Here is a 14,469-nt window from a genome sequence, read left to right as displayed (position 1 = left end):
TTCCTCCCCTTATGTGTTGTTACTTGCACGGCCATGCTATTCTTTCACTGCCCCGATAACGATGCCTTTAACGAAAAAGCGTTGTAAAAATGGATACACCAGCAAAATAGGCAAAGCCCCTATAAAGATTTGCGCTGCACGAACCGTACGCTGGGAGACGTTCTCCAGCATGGACGGATCTACGTTGATTTTACTAAGATCCTGCTGCACGATAATCGTCTGCAGTAAGGAAGCCAGTGGATAATTTTTCACGTCCGACATATAGATCATACCGTCAAACCAGGAATTCCACTGACCTACCATAGTGAAAAGGGACAGCGTAGCAATGGCCGGAAGAGACAGCGGCACGTAGACCAGCGCCAGAGTCTTGATATGACCCGCCCCATCTAGATAGGCTGCTTCCTCCAGTTCCTTGGGCAGACCGCGGAAGAAATTCATCATGAGAATAACATTCCATACGGACAGTGCTCCTGGCAGAATCAGTGCCCAGATCGTATCCATAAGTCCCAGCTTCTGAATCAGAATGTAACTGGGGATCAGGCCCCCACTGAACAAAATGGTAAAAACGAAAAACCATGTGTAGATCGAACGGCCCTTGAAGCTGATATCTTCCTTCGAGAGCGGAAATGCCGTAAGCAGCATAATAACCATGCCAATGATGGTCGCAATCACCGTTCGTTTCACCGAGACCAGCAAGGAGTTAATAAAATTGGAATTGCCAAATGTCTTCACATAAGCGTCGGTGGTGAATCCAATCGGCCAGAAGCTGACGAGATTGGATGAGGCTGGCGCCATGCTGCTGAACGAGACGGCCAAAATATGAATAATGGGCAATATGCACAGCAACGATAATACGCCGAGAAAGATATAATTAAATATGCTGAATACTCGATAGCCTTTTGTTTTGTAATACAAGCCCTTTTCTCCTCTCTAGAACACGCGATAGTTAGCCAGTTTGTAAGCGAGTCGATATGAAATAACGATCAGAATTGTCGCCACCACCGATTTGAACAATCCTACAGCTGTGGCAAAGCTCATTTTGCCGTTCAGGATACCGAGTCGATATACGAACGTATCAATGATGTCGCCTTTGTCATACACAAGCGGATTGTACAGGTTGAACACCTGATCGAATCCCGCATTCAGAATATTTCCGATGGAAAGGGTCATCAGTACGATGGTGATCGGCATCAACGCAGGAAACGTAATATGCAGGGTCTGCTTGAACCGGTTCGCTCCATCCACCTCAGCAGCTTCGTATAATGCCGGGTTGATGCCCGAGAGAGAAGCCAAAAATACAATTGTGCCAAAACCAAATTCCTTCCACACATCACTGACAATCAGTGTTATCCGAAACCACGTTCCATCTCCCAGGAAAAATATCGGGTCTCCACCCAAGGCAACAACAAGCTTGTTCACCATGCCTCCTTGCGGAGAAAGGATATCCAGCAAAATCCCGCCGAGGATAACCCATGAGAGAAAGTGCGGCAGATAAACGAGTGTTTGACTGACCCTTTTAAAAGCGACCAGGCGAACTTCGTTTAACAGAACGGCGAACAGGAACGGAGCGATTAACCCGGCAATAATTTTAAAAAATGCAATTACCAGCGTGTTCCAGATCACTTGCCCCACATCTGGATACAGGAACAAATATTTGAAATTATCCCAACCTACCCATTTGGATTCGGTAAATCCCAGATAAGGTTTGAAATCCTGAAAAGCAATGACAATGCCTCCCATTGGTATGTACTGAAAAATGATTGCCAGCAAAACCGCTGGAACAAGCATCAAATGCAAGGACCAGTTTCGTTGCATATTCCAGCGCTGTTTTACCTTGATGGCCCGCCGTTTGCGCGGCGTCTCTAACGTATGTTCCTTCACCCCAACATCCCCCATGTTATCAATTTTGTATTTTACAAGTGCGCGTGAACTTGTATATTAAAATTATAGCAACGCCCATTTGCGATCTATATCCTAATATTGCAACAACGATAACAATATTTTAATGAGTTAAGGAGGTTGAGCGTTGTTCGCCCGTTTGAATGTCTTTACCAAAATCACATTGCTGTTTGTCATGTTGCTCATCCTGGTGTTATTCCTCTACACTTACTCCAACAGAGAAAGTGTGCGTGTAATTGAGCACGAAATCCAGAATAATACGATGAATCATCTATCCACTTTTGCCGATTCTGTAGAATCCAATATTTACCAACTTTCTCTATATGGCATATCCATTGGACAGGATTCCAGCATTCAGGAGTACCAGCGTCCGGACTATAAAGATATCCCCTATGAACGTGTCAAGGTTGGAAGCGCTATTCTCGAAAAAATAAATTTGTATAACGCCGCCAGCAAATGGCATTCGACGATTACACTGTATTTTCCAAGGTTGCAAAAAGTCATTTCCACGGATTATTATGCTTATATCCCATACAGGAAGGATGAATTTTCCAAGCCGCTTTCAAAATCCTGGGCTTATACACATGAGCAGTTTGAGTGGTACACAACGGACCCCACAACGGCTATGGATACTCCGGGAAAATCCAGACTTATCACCAAGATCAGTTTCCCGGTACATCATTTAATCGCTATGCTCGATCAGAACAAGCTGAATAACAAAGGTGACCCCTTTATGTTCCATCCCGATCTGGGCTTAATAAGCAACAGCAGCGCAAATGACACCTTGAATGCGATCCAGTCCAAGCTCAAAGCGACGGAACTTTCGGGTAAAGGCGGATTTACCGCGACCCTTGACCACACGGAGTACTATGTCTCGTATATTCAATCGGGCAGTCTTGGATGGTACTACGTGGATTATGTACCGATGCAGCAGATTTTAGGGCCCATTACTAACAGCCGTAATCTCTTTTATGCTTCCATCGCCGTTCTGATTGCCATGAGTGTGGTGGTGTTATATGTACTGTATCGCAGTGTTCAGCTCCCATTGCTTCAGCTTGTTAAGGGAACGAATCGATTATCGACTGGAGATTTTTCCGTTCGTTTGCACTATACTTCTCGTAATGAGTTCAGTTTGTTGTTTGCACGATTTAACATCATGGCCCAGCGGATTCAAGAGCTGATAGAGAACGTATATGAGGAGCAGCTTAGAAGACGTGAAGCTACGCTGAAGCAGTTGCAATCACAGATTAATCCGCATTTTCTGTACAACTGTCTCTTCTATATTAAAAATATGGCAAGAATGAAAAATGAAAAGGCCGTTGTGGCGATGGCGCTTAATTTGGGTGAGTATTACCGTTACATAACCAGATCGGAGAATGATCAGGCAACGATCAAGGAAGAGCTTACGATGGTGAAAAATTACCTGGAAATACAGGCGCTCAGGCTGGAACGAATGCATTTTACGATGGATGTGCCAGATGATATGCTGCATAAAACATTACCCCGATTAACCCTGCAGCCGATCGTTGAGAACGCTATCATTCACGGCATCGAACCTCGTACAGAAGATGGGCATATTACGATTACAGGCCATCATACGGATGAATTGAGCACGATAACTGTGGAGGACAGCGGACGGGGTATGACAGAAAATCAGATGCAAGAGTTAACCAATAATTTGCACAAACCGCTTGACGGCAGCATAGGATGCGGGACCTGGAATGTTCATCAGCGTTTGTCTTTTTTGTATGGTGAACGAGCGGGTCTGAGTTATGAACATGGGTCACGCGGCGGAGTCAAAGTGAGCATCACATGGTACAACAATATCAACGAGTAGGTGAAGTACATGTTACAAATTTTATTAGTAGACGATGAACGATCCGTCGTAGAAACACTGGCTGAAACGATCTCTTGGGAAAGCTGCGGAATCAGTACGGTGCACGAGGCATTATCCGGTGCTGTCGCACTTGAAATTATGGAAAACCATGATATCGATATTGTGATCACCGACATTCGTATGCCAGAGATGTCCGGCATTGATTTGATTACGACCATTCACGAGAAGTGGCCTCATGTGCAAACCATTTTACTGTCGGGTTTTGCCGACTTTGAATATGCCAAGCAAGCGATGGCTCAGGAAAGCTTTGATTATTTGCTGAAACCCGTGAGTGATGAGGACCTGATTGAAACCGTGCAACGACTGGTCGATCGGATCAAACAAAAGTGGGAAACCGCCGCATCCTATCAACGGGCTTTGCATGCGTTTCAGGATAATCTGCCACTGCTGCAGTCCACCATGCTTCACGAATTACTTACAGGCAAAACCTACTCTCCTTCTGCGCTGGCGGACAAGCTGGAACTGCTTGAACTGCCCTACTCCATCGGCGAGGAGCTCGGCATGCTGGTCATTCGCATGGAGGAGCATCTGTCCGAGATGGGAGATCACGATCTGTCACTGATGCAGTACGCCATTAGCAATATCATCAGTGAAGTGATGCAGCATCATTTTCACATCTGGCACACACGGGACGTGCATGATTATCTGGTGGTTCTGGTCAGTGTTAAGAGGGGCGCAGTGCAGAGCATGAACAAAGAGGAGAAACCCCAGACATTGCTGGAGCATTATGCGGCGCAGATTCAGACCAATGTTCAGTTGTACCTCAAAGGGGCCATCTCGATCTCCGTCTCCCATTGGGGCAAGTTCCCTTATGAGATCGGAGCAATCTATGAAAGTGCGGTTCGGTCCATGCGGAAGCGTATGGGTCAGGCACAGGGGCTGTTTATCACCGCATCTGATGACAAGGATGTACATCCCCTGCCTGCCATTCGATCCCTTTACAATCCACCGACATTGATCAGTCTGCTGGAAGCGGGACGGTTTGATGCGGTAGAGCAGAAAATTGAAGTTATTTTTGAAGAATTACTGGAGTCAGGACAGCATCACGATATTGCCGAAACAACCATTGAGGTCTATCACGCGTTGGCCGGAGCTTTTGCTTATATCATTCATAAGAATGGCAAACAGATTTCTTCTGTTCTGCCTGCTGAATCCTATAAGTACTTCCAAGCTCCTGTATATGCCACAGCACAGCAGCTGAAGGACTGGTCCATACGAACACTGTATTCGATCAGTGAGGATGCTGAACAAGAGCTGAAGGACAATCACAGCACCATCGTTCGAAGTGTCAAAAGCTTTGTGGATCAGCATCTCGCATCAGATGTCTCACTCCCGGCAATTGCCGAGCATGTTCACCTGCACCCGGTATATTTGTCCAAAGTGTATAAAACCGAGACCGGCGAGGCGTTAACAGCTTATGTATATCGATTGCGGATGGAAAAAGCAGCATATTATTTGCGCTCGTCCAGCGCCAAAGTATTTGAAATTGCCGAGCTTGTCGGGTACAACAACACCGCTTATTTCATTCGGGTGTTCAAGAAGTTTTACGATTTGACTCCACAGGAATACAGAGAGAACCTGCCTGTTTGATATGATGTTTTCGAAACCCTACTTAGCTGCCTGCCTGATTTAAGCATCACGAATAAATTTCGTCAATTCTCGTAAAAGATTAGATTAACACATCAAAAGGCCTTGCCGGATCTTACTCCAGCAAGGCCTTTTCTCTATTGCTCTGTTTTTCTCCAGCTTACTTGCCGCTAGTTACGGATTGATACCACTCATTAACTTCCTTCGTATTTTGATCTCCACCTGAAGAATTCCATTTCTCTACGAACGTATCGAATGCGTCGATTGGAGCTTTACCATAAATGATCTGAGAGAACGTATCTTTTTCCATTTTGGTTAAGATGTCGTTATTCATTTGCATCGACATCGTTGGCGCACCTGTGAACATCTGTTTTAATGCAATATCTTTTTGATCCTGAACAATCTTGGCCGCTTCCACCATTGGTGCCGGTACGCCAGATTTGAGTTTTTTCTCGAAAGGTGTTGTTGCTTCTTCACCGTTAGCAAACTTCGCAAGCGTAGCCATATTCAGACTCGGGATACGTGCACCATCAAACGTTAATGTGTATTTCTCAGGTGCATAACCGCCTGTCACACTAGCATCCGTTGTTACTTTGCCGTCTTTCATTGCCCAGTCATATCCTTCAGCAAAGCCATTTTCAAATTCATCACCTGCTTTTGGATTGGCATAGTGATCAAATAGATAGTTTTGATATGTGAAAAAGACTTCTGGGTTCTTCATATCTTTGTTAATCAGAATTACACCGTTGTCGTTCGCGGTACCGCGTCTGCCTGCCTTGCCATCAGGTCCAGATGGAATCGGGTAAGCTTTGTACTCCGCTTCCGGATTGTTTTTCTTCACATCTTCGAGCGGCCATGACGGCATCCAGTGAGGTCCGACAACAATCCCCGCTTTACCTGCTGTAAACTCTTCTGCTGCTTTGGTTTCATCATATACCCCTGCTTCTTCTGGAATGTATCCTTTGCTCATCCAGTCAGCCAGTGTTGCCAAGGCTTGTTTTGCTCCAGGGTTTACAGAGCCGTACTCCAGTTTTCCTTCTGCGTTCAGATTCCACTGATTTGGCATCGTGCCGTAGGCTCCGAAGATCCAGCCAGCATCAGACATCCATGTGCTCAACCAGTTTTTGAATCCGATGGTGAGACCGTATGTGTCTTTTTTACCATTGCCATCCGGGTCTTTATTCGTAAACGTTTCCATAATTACTTCAAGATCAGCCAGCGTTTCAGGTGCTTTCAAATTAAACTTCTTCATCCAATCCTCGCGAATCCACATCACTGGATCACTATTATAGGAGTAATCGAGAATCGGAATACCAATTCGTTTACCATCCTGCATGTACGGATACCATACGGAAGGATCTTCATTCACTGCGGCTTTCCAGGTATCACTTGCATATTGATCAAACAATTCACCTGCATCAACGAACTTGCCCGTTTCAATCAACTCACGTGCCAGATTAAAGTCGCCGCGATACGAGATAATGTCCGGCATTTCTGCATTGGAAGCCAGCGACAGACGAAGCTTCGTTTCAAACGCGTTGTTTGTGGATGGTGAGACCCATTGATTTTTCAATTCAATGCCGAGCTTGTCTTTCGCCCATTTCGTGTGCACGTTATTGTCCTGATCTTCACCAGATTTGAATTTGATTTCAGGTCCCCAAGGACGCAAATAAGTAAGTTTTACGGGTGGATCATACTTACCGTCCTTCAATTCCAGTGTAGCACTCGGTGTGCTCGGTGCAGCCTCTTTACTTGCTCCACTGTTACAGCCGCTCAGCACTGCTGAAAGCGCGAACATTCCTGCCAAAGCCAAACCACCGATCTTTTTCTTTTTGCTTGTTACCAACTTATGTTTCCCCCTGTCTATGTAATGGTGTTGTCTACAGAATCCATCATAATGAATGATCCAGGTGCATGCCCATACTAATATTACAACATTTATTGCATTAATTTAGGATATTGGAAAATGGATATGGATGTTGCATTAGTGCAATGGTCCTTATGAAATGTCTAAAATAACATGCAAAAAAGAGGACAGCGACATACGCCCCTCTCCTCTTATCCTCTTCGTTTATCGCCTTCTTGCAAATGGATCACTCTAATTACTTGTATATTTCACCCAGTCATATTCAGCATACAGCGGGTTAGCTCCGTTGTAAGACCCCAGCCAGCTGTCCACGCCCGTTCCGTTCCACAGATTCATCATAATTTTACCAGGCGTCGTTGGAATGTTCGTTGTGGCCGTATGTTTCAGAACGCCATCCACGTACCACTTGATATGGCCTGGTTGCCAATCAAACGCGTAGGTGTGGAAGCCCTGAGATGCATCAAATCCCAAATTAACGATCTTCTCATGATTGCCGACACCATTGGTGTAATAATTGAACTGTACTTTGGTAGTGTCTTTTCCCAAGAATTCAATATCAATCTCATCCCATTGCGTTCCGTGAGCAGGTCCGGTATACGTGAAAAATGAAGAGACAATGCCTGTGTTTTTGGCAGGTTTCATACTTACCTCATACAGACCATATCCTTGAGAATTGGTTGATCGATATTCACCACAATCAAATTTGTTGTTGGACGGGCTGGTCAAGCTCAGTCTCAGCTTACCATCACTCGTAAAGTTTGCATTGTTCGCTCGCCAGGTGCAATTAAACATTGAACCGTTGGAATAACCATCCGCCTTTTGCCAGGTGCTCGGGTTGTGGTACGTTAGCGGCTCCCAAAATACATACCCTGCGAAAGCGCTTACCGAAAGAAATAATGAAACCACTCCCGAAATCGTTAACGTCCACCATGTCTTCCTTTTCATCATACACCTCCATTCAAATTCACCCACCTAATATAAAACGCTTACATGGGTGTTGTTTCCATTTTATATATTCCACCTGAAGTGAACTATAGCAAACTTTAAAGAATGTATATTCATTTTTAAAGATATGTTAGTTTCATTCGTATAAGGCTGAGCACCTTCTTGAGCAATCATGCCAATCCTTTATTCTTACCAAAAGAACAACTGAAATTGTCCATAACCGTATTCCGGAGAGCACGGTTTGGAAATACTCATACATGTACCAGCCAAAACAGGAATTATTAAAGTTATACACCTTTGTATCAAAAGCAATTGAAGAAGGTCTACCCTCCAGCTATACATTTTTCGATCTGATTTATAACAGAGCACCCTCGTAATAGTACCGAATCAAAATGTCCTGGTCGTAGTTCCCGAATCCCTTTCCAAACAGCGTAAGTCCACCCCGGCCGGGTACCCCTTCTTCAGGACTTAATTGAATGGTCCAATACGTTGCGGCTTGGAGATCCAGATCGTGAATGCGGACATCCGAGATGCGCTGACCGTCGATAAAGGTACCTTCTGCATTGATACGAAGCACTTTCAGTACGCCGTACTGGTTCACGTCGGAATGCCACCATTGCGGTGTCAGTTTACCCTTGCGGTCGCCAAAATCACCAGGGCTTGTCCACGTTCCGAGGTGATGGCCATTAAGGACAAAACGGATGTCCGAAGGCCAGTTCTCATTGACTTGCGGAGCCTCCGATCCAAGCTCCAGTGAAATTTCAATTTCACGCAGTACCTGATCTTTGTACAGATAATTAGGTATCTTATATTCGAGAAAACCTCGTGCCAACCAGAGTATGCCTGCATTCACCCGGTCCGGGTCCATGAAGCATGCGGGTGTGTCATATTGTCCAATCATTTGGGTCGTCGTTGCAATCCCGCATGTCGGCCACGCTTCGTAATCCGTATATTGTCCAACCGGAATGGATACCTCATGGTATGGGACATCGAGCGGTTCGGGTGACAGATTGATGAGCATGAACTCTTGCTGAATAAAACAATATTTATATGTGCCACCGTTCTCCCGCTTCATTCGGCTGCCTACAATTCCGGCCTTTTGCAGCTTGCTCACATGGGTACTTACGATGGCTTTACTCAAATAAAGCTCCTTGGAGAGCGCATTAATGTGCATTTCTCTGTTCAACAGCAATAACCGAACAATATTTAACCGCGCTTCGCTTGCCAGCGCCTCATAAATGACTAGCGAAGATGCATCTGTGCCAAGCATCATCAATCTCACTCTCCTTATATTGAATTCGCTATTTTGCGAACTCTGCAAAACAAACTTGCTCCTATAGTTGCATTATGATACATATTAACTAACAAATCAATGAATTGATTTTGCTATTTGGCGAATTCAATCCTATGGAGGTTTTCATTTTGCTTACATCCAAAATGCTTATTGATAAAGATTTTCAGGTAGCCGAAGTCGATCCACGTCTGTATGGCTCCTTCGTTGAACATTTGGGACGTGCTGTCTATGGCGGTATTTATGACCCTGGTCATCCCACGGCGAATGAACAAGGTTTCCGCCAAGACGCTATCGAAGCCATCAAAGCGCTGAATGTGCCCATTATCCGTTATCCAGGTGGAAATTTCGTATCCGGTTACAATTGGGAAGATGGTGTTGGACCGGTAGCAGAGCGGAAACGCAGACTTGAGCTGGCCTGGTGGACCATTGAAACCAATGCGGTTGGCACCAACGAATTCGCGGATTGGGCCAAGCTGGTCGGAACCGAGGTCATGATGGCGGTCAATCTCGGTACCCGAGGCATTGATGCCGCAAGAAACCTGGTGGAATACTGCAACCATCCTTCGGGCACCTATTGGAGTGATTTGCGAATTTCCCATGGGTATAAAGAGCCTCACAAATTCAAAACGTGGTGCCTTGGTAACGAAATGGACGGGCCTTGGCAAATTGGTGCAATGACCGCGCATGAATACGGCCGCATTGCGAATGAAACGGCGAAGGCGATGAAATGGGTTGATCCGAATATTGAACTTGTAGCGTGCGGCAGTTCCAGCCGGGGCATGAGCACGTTTGCAGAGTGGGAAGCGACTGTTCTCGACCTGTCCTATGAAAATGTGGATTACTTGTCCTTGCATGCTTACTACAACAATAACAATGACAACACATATAATTTCCTGGCTACATCGCTGGATCTGGACCAATTCATTGACAGTGTGGCATCGATCTGTGACTATGTGCAAGCCAAGAAACGCAGCAAAAAGAAATTGATGCTGTCCCTTGACGAATGGAATGTCTGGAAGTCCATTGGCACAAGCCGAGCTGAAGAGCGCTGGCAGATTGCACCGCCTGAATTCGAAGATGTATACACACATGAAGATGCCCTGGCGGTAGGCTGTTACGTGATTACACTCCTCAAACATGCAGACCGTGTGAAGATGGCCTGCCTTGCACAGTTAATCAATGTCATTGCGCCAATCATGACAGAGAACAACGGAGCGATCTGGTTCCAGACGACCTATTTCCCGTTCATGCATGCATCCAACTTCGGTCGCGGTACTGTGCTTCAGTCTGTCGTATCTTCGCCGAAGTATGATTCCAAAGACTTTACGGACGTACCTTACCTTGAAGCGATCAGCGTGCATGATGAAGAAAACGGCATGATCACCATCTTTGCGGTGAACAGACATCTGGAAGAACAGATGGAGCTTCAAGTGGATCTTCGTTCTTTCGGGGAAACTACATTCATTGAGCATATCGTGCTGGAGAACGACGATCTAAAGGCCATCAATACCAAAGCGAACCCGCATAACGTTGTTCCGCACAACGGAGGACATACCAAGGTTGATCAGGGTAACGTACAAGCTGTGCTGAACAAAGCGTCGTGGAACGTTATTCGTCTGAAAACGAAGCAGGCATAATGGAAATAGGTTTAAAGGGATTTTTCTGTGTACGGGGAGCTGCCTTGATATGCCGAATATCTGGATAGCGGGACGCTGTAGAAGTCTATTTAAGCCCTCAAGATTTGAATAAATAATGAAAATGCCGCTTATCCATTCAAAGATAAGCGGCATTTTTCTGATCCGGTAATCATATGCTCTATTCCCGAGATCAGAAGCTGAATGGCATTTACATGAATCGATTTCATCACTACTCAGCTCAGGCATAGCTATGCATAGCTGGGTATCATTTTGAAGAACTATACTTCTCCCCAAAAAATCTCAGTCTCATAATCGAATTCAACAATACCATCTTGATTATTCCTATTGAATAGATTCCGCAGTTCTTTCATCATGGGATCATAATTTGCATGCCCGGGTGCAGGGCTGTAGGAAGAGGACAGCAACCGGCCTTTCAAGCCCTCAAAATCGAACTGCTGACTCATTCTGACTCGCATTTCATGCATTGAACCTTCCTTGAAAAAAGAGAGCAGCATCGTCTGAGAAATATTTTTATGATTGACTTTTTCGTAGTCGGTTCCGTAAGTATGAAGCAGATGATTGTACTCTTCACGAAACGGAGTACCGTTTGTAAGACGTGAGTTCCAGATGAGTATTACTCTCCCACCTGGCCTTAGAATTCTGCGAAACTCGATTTGGGTTGCAGAGCGATCGAACCAGTGAAATGCCTGAGCGCAGACAATAAAATCAACCGACTGATCAGGTAATCCAGTAGATTCTGCGGAACCTTCTATACTCTGGAATTGCGGATTACTTTCTAACATTTGCTCGGCGGCCTCACGCATTGCCTGATTTGGCTCGACCGCGATTACATAGCTTCCGCGTTCCAGAAGCAACTTTGAGATGATGCCAGTACCTGAACCGATGTCTGCTATATTACTGCTCGCACGTAAACCGACGACCTCATACAAATGGTCAATAGCCTCTTTTGGGTAACTCGGGCGGTATTTTAAATACGAATCGACCCGGCTCGTAAACCGTTCTCTATTGTTCATCGATCGTCACACTCCCATCACTATTTTGACATCCTATATACTGGCCTCAGTAACAGTTTCAAAATCTTACTGCCCCAAAAAGCAAATACCGTCGTTCCGGTCCATGAGCTGCGCTTATCTTGGCTGTATTGATCGTTGATCATATAGGTTCGAGTCGAAATAGGACTCTTCAGACCGAACTCTTCCCATTTCGCCGGATCATTCGAACCTCCAAGTTTTCTAAGCATATTCGCCGACTCATGATCTATTTTAGCCGGAATTTGCTCGAATGCTTGGGTGATTTGCGTATGAAACTCGTCGATCGGGTTGCGACTGGTAATGCTCTGGAGATGGATGCTTTCGCGAATGTAAGAAACGTATGCCAGATGGTCAGCCCATAACTCGTCGATATAAAAAAGCCGTACCCGCTGCTCCGATGAGCTCATCGGTCTCTCGCCTTTCAAAATTCCGAGCCGCTCCTCGTATAGAATTCGCCTCTGATCCTCCACCATATCCGAATAACAGTTCAATTCCCGCTGAATATCGAAGTTTTGACCTATAATAACGCGCTGAATATGCTCGATTTTGCTGCGGAGCGCCGGATCATCAAGAACCTCGTCCTGCCTGGGAGCGCGAAACAGTCTATGAATGCCAAAGCGAAGCATCAACTCGTCTTCCAGGCTTATATAAAATACGGAAGCTCCCGGGTCGCCTTGGCGGCCGGAACGCCCGCGCAGCTGGTTATCAATTCGCATGCTTTCGTTCACATGTGTACCTATTACGTATAATCCGCCCAGCTTGGCAACCACTTCTGCCTGAGCAGGATTACCGCCGCCGAGACGAATGTCGACGCCGCGCCCTGCCATATTCGTAGATACCGTTACGGCCCCGATTTCTCCCGCTTTAGCGATGATTTCGGCTTCTTTTGCATCGTTTTTTGCATTCAGAACCTGGCAAGGTACTCCGGCAACCGCAAGTGCCTCCGCCAGCATGTCAGATTCCTCGACGCTTGACGTACCAATAAGAATGGGGCGTCCCACCCTATGGACGGAAGATATTTCTTGTACAAGCGCCTTATATTTGGCTTCTTTATGGGTGTAAATCCGATGTTTGTGGTCGATCCGTATGTTTGGCTGGTTCGGCGGAATTTGCACGACCTGCAGTGCATAGATATCCTCGAATTCCATTGCTGAAGCGTGCGCCGTAGCCGTCATTCCGCAAATTCCCGAATACAGGCTAATGAAGTGTTGAATGGTGATCGTACCGAGGATTCTACCACCAGCCTTCCACTGCAACCCTTCTTTCGCCACCAGTGCAGCTTGAAGCCCGTCCGGCAAATACCTGTTCTCGGCCACACGGCCGGTATGTTCTTCGATTAGCTCAATTTCACCGTGCCGGACGATGTAATCGACGTCTTTTTTTAATAACGATTCCACATGCAGCGCACAATTCAATGACGTTAACAAATGACTATTATGGCTATCGTACAAATTACCGCATCCCAGCAGCAACTCCGCTTTTGCAGCACCCGCATCATTCAAGTAAACGTTCCGCTTGAACTCGTCAAAATCGTAATGCTCTGCTGGCTGCAGCTGCCGGGCCACTTCTGCGAAAAGAATGCCGTCATTCTTGGAAGCACTCGAATCGCCACTAATGACTAGCGGCACCCGCGCTTCATCAAGAAGCAGTGAATCCGCTTCGTCGACGATGACGTAGTGGAAAGGACGGTGTACGGTATCAGCTTCATTGAATGCGATTGTGTCGCGCAAATAATCAAACCCTGCTTCTTTAGCCGTAACATAGGTTATATCCTTGGCGTAAGCTTCCCGTTTTTCGAGCAAACTCATGCCCGCTTGAACCGAGCTTACCGTTAACCCAAGGAAGCGGTAGATTGGGCCCATCCACTCTGCATCTCGATTTGCCAAGTAGTCGTTAAATGTGAGCACATGAACGCCTTTGCCGGTCAATGCGTTTAGATAAGCAGGCATAACAGCAGAGAGTGTTTTTCCTTCACCGGTATGCTGTTCGATCAAAAATCTCTCGTGCAAAGCGATAGCAGCCATAATCTGGACATCGTAAGGCTGTAATCTGAGTGTTCTCTTCGCAGCCTCGCAGACTAGCGCATAAGCATCAACAAGCAGCTCATCCAAAGACGTGCCTGATTTTGCCTCATTTTGCAGCCGAAGGGATTCCGCTTGCAGCCGCTGATTGTCCCAAGCTTCCAAACTCCGTTTCCTGATAAGCTCCACTTTGTCTCGATAATCTTTCAACAAACGCCGGGTATCGCGCTCTTTGAATTCACGTATCAACTTGACGACTACATTCATCGG

General features: G+C 46.0%; 10 protein-coding genes. 3 read left to right on the top strand and 7 right to left on the bottom strand.

What is annotated here, in order from left to right; all coding sequences use genetic code 11:
- Positions 1-36 precede the first annotated feature (36 nt).
- Both HW560_RS20605 and HW560_RS20600 read right to left on the bottom strand, forming a co-directional pair.
- The gene (locus HW560_RS20605) at positions 37-915 is read right to left on the bottom strand and encodes a carbohydrate ABC transporter permease (RefSeq protein WP_179264521.1); all 879 of its coding nucleotides are present in this window, start codon (positions 913-915) and stop codon (positions 37-39) included.
- A 15-nt stretch (positions 916-930) separates the two neighbouring features.
- On the bottom strand, positions 931-1,815 hold the full coding sequence (locus tag HW560_RS20600) for an ABC transporter permease (protein WP_177185802.1): 885 nt from the start codon (positions 1,813-1,815) through the stop codon (positions 931-933).
- Positions 1,816-2,026: 211 nt separating this feature from the next.
- Between HW560_RS20600 and HW560_RS20595 the strand changes: the two genes are divergently transcribed.
- Together HW560_RS20595 and HW560_RS20590 are read left to right on the top strand one after the other, a co-directional pair.
- The gene (locus HW560_RS20595) at positions 2,027-3,736 is read left to right on the top strand and encodes a sensor histidine kinase (RefSeq protein ID WP_179264519.1); all 1,710 of its coding nucleotides are present in this window, start codon (positions 2,027-2,029) and stop codon (positions 3,734-3,736) included.
- 9 nt (positions 3,737-3,745) lie between these two features.
- Entirely contained in the window at positions 3,746-5,386 is a 1,641-nt protein-coding gene (locus HW560_RS20590; protein WP_179264518.1) for a response regulator, read from the top strand.
- A 157-nt stretch (positions 5,387-5,543) separates the two neighbouring features.
- Here the strand turns inward: HW560_RS20590 and HW560_RS20585 are convergent, their stop codons facing one another.
- The 3 genes from HW560_RS20585 to HW560_RS20575 form a co-directional block, all read right to left on the bottom strand.
- A complete protein-coding gene (locus HW560_RS20585; RefSeq protein WP_179264516.1) occupies positions 5,544-7,229 on the bottom strand; it encodes an extracellular solute-binding protein in 1,686 nt (561 codons plus the stop codon).
- 252 nt (positions 7,230-7,481) lie between these two features.
- Positions 7,482-8,195 carry a beta-glucanase gene (locus tag HW560_RS20580; protein WP_179264514.1) on the bottom strand — a complete coding sequence of 238 codons (714 nt, stop codon included), beginning with the start codon at positions 8,193-8,195 and terminating at the stop codon, positions 7,482-7,484.
- A 355-nt stretch (positions 8,196-8,550) separates the two neighbouring features.
- On the bottom strand, positions 8,551-9,468 hold the full coding sequence (locus HW560_RS20575) for an ArsR/SmtB family transcription factor (RefSeq protein WP_090899080.1): 918 nt from the start codon (positions 9,466-9,468) through the stop codon (positions 8,551-8,553).
- A gap of 164 nt (positions 9,469-9,632) precedes the next feature.
- On the opposite strand from HW560_RS20575, the gene HW560_RS20570 reads away from it, so the two are divergent.
- Positions 9,633-11,126, top strand: coding sequence for an arabinosylfuranosidase ArfA (locus tag HW560_RS20570; RefSeq protein ID WP_373565007.1), 1,494 nt, complete (start codon positions 9,633-9,635; stop codon positions 11,124-11,126).
- Between the two features lie 278 nt (positions 11,127-11,404).
- Here HW560_RS20570 and HW560_RS20565 read toward each other — a convergent pair whose 3' ends face one another.
- Together HW560_RS20565 and HW560_RS20560 are read right to left on the bottom strand one after the other, a co-directional pair.
- Entirely contained in the window at positions 11,405-12,160 is a 756-nt protein-coding gene (locus HW560_RS20565; RefSeq protein WP_179264512.1) for a class I SAM-dependent methyltransferase, read from the bottom strand.
- Positions 12,161-12,180: 20 nt separating this feature from the next.
- Positions 12,181-14,466 (bottom strand): preprotein translocase subunit SecA, encoded by a 2,286-nt coding sequence (locus HW560_RS20560; protein ID WP_090899086.1) that lies wholly within the window; start codon positions 14,464-14,466, stop codon positions 12,181-12,183.
- Between the last annotated feature and the right edge of the window lie 3 nt (positions 14,467-14,469).

The sequence above is a fragment of the Paenibacillus sp. E222 genome, assembly GCF_013401555.1.
Lineage (GTDB): Bacteria > Bacillota > Bacilli > Paenibacillales > Paenibacillaceae > Paenibacillus.
Note: the sequence above shows the minus strand (reverse complement) of the source record. Positions and strands in the feature narration are given on the sequence as shown.

Excerpts from the sequence above, each read along its gene's own strand:
- HW560_RS20560 (WP_090899086.1), bottom strand. The coding sequence starts at position 14,466 with ATGAATGTAGTCGTCAAGTTGATACGTGAATTCAAAGAGCGCGATACC.
- HW560_RS20575 (WP_090899080.1), bottom strand. The coding sequence starts at position 9,468 with ATGATGCTTGGCACAGATGCATCTTCGCTAGTCATTTATGAGGCGCTG.
- HW560_RS20580 (WP_179264514.1), bottom strand. The coding sequence starts at position 8,195 with ATGAAAAGGAAGACATGGTGGACGTTAACGATTTCGGGAGTGGTTTCA.
- HW560_RS20570 (WP_373565007.1), top strand. The coding sequence starts at position 9,633 with ATGCTTATTGATAAAGATTTTCAGGTAGCCGAAGTCGATCCACGTCTG.
- HW560_RS20565 (WP_179264512.1), bottom strand. The coding sequence starts at position 12,160 with ATGAACAATAGAGAACGGTTTACGAGCCGGGTCGATTCGTATTTAAAA.
- HW560_RS20590 (WP_179264518.1), top strand. The coding sequence starts at position 3,746 with ATGTTACAAATTTTATTAGTAGACGATGAACGATCCGTCGTAGAAACA.
- HW560_RS20600 (WP_177185802.1), bottom strand. The coding sequence starts at position 1,815 with ATGCAACGAAACTGGTCCTTGCATTTGATGCTTGTTCCAGCGGTTTTG.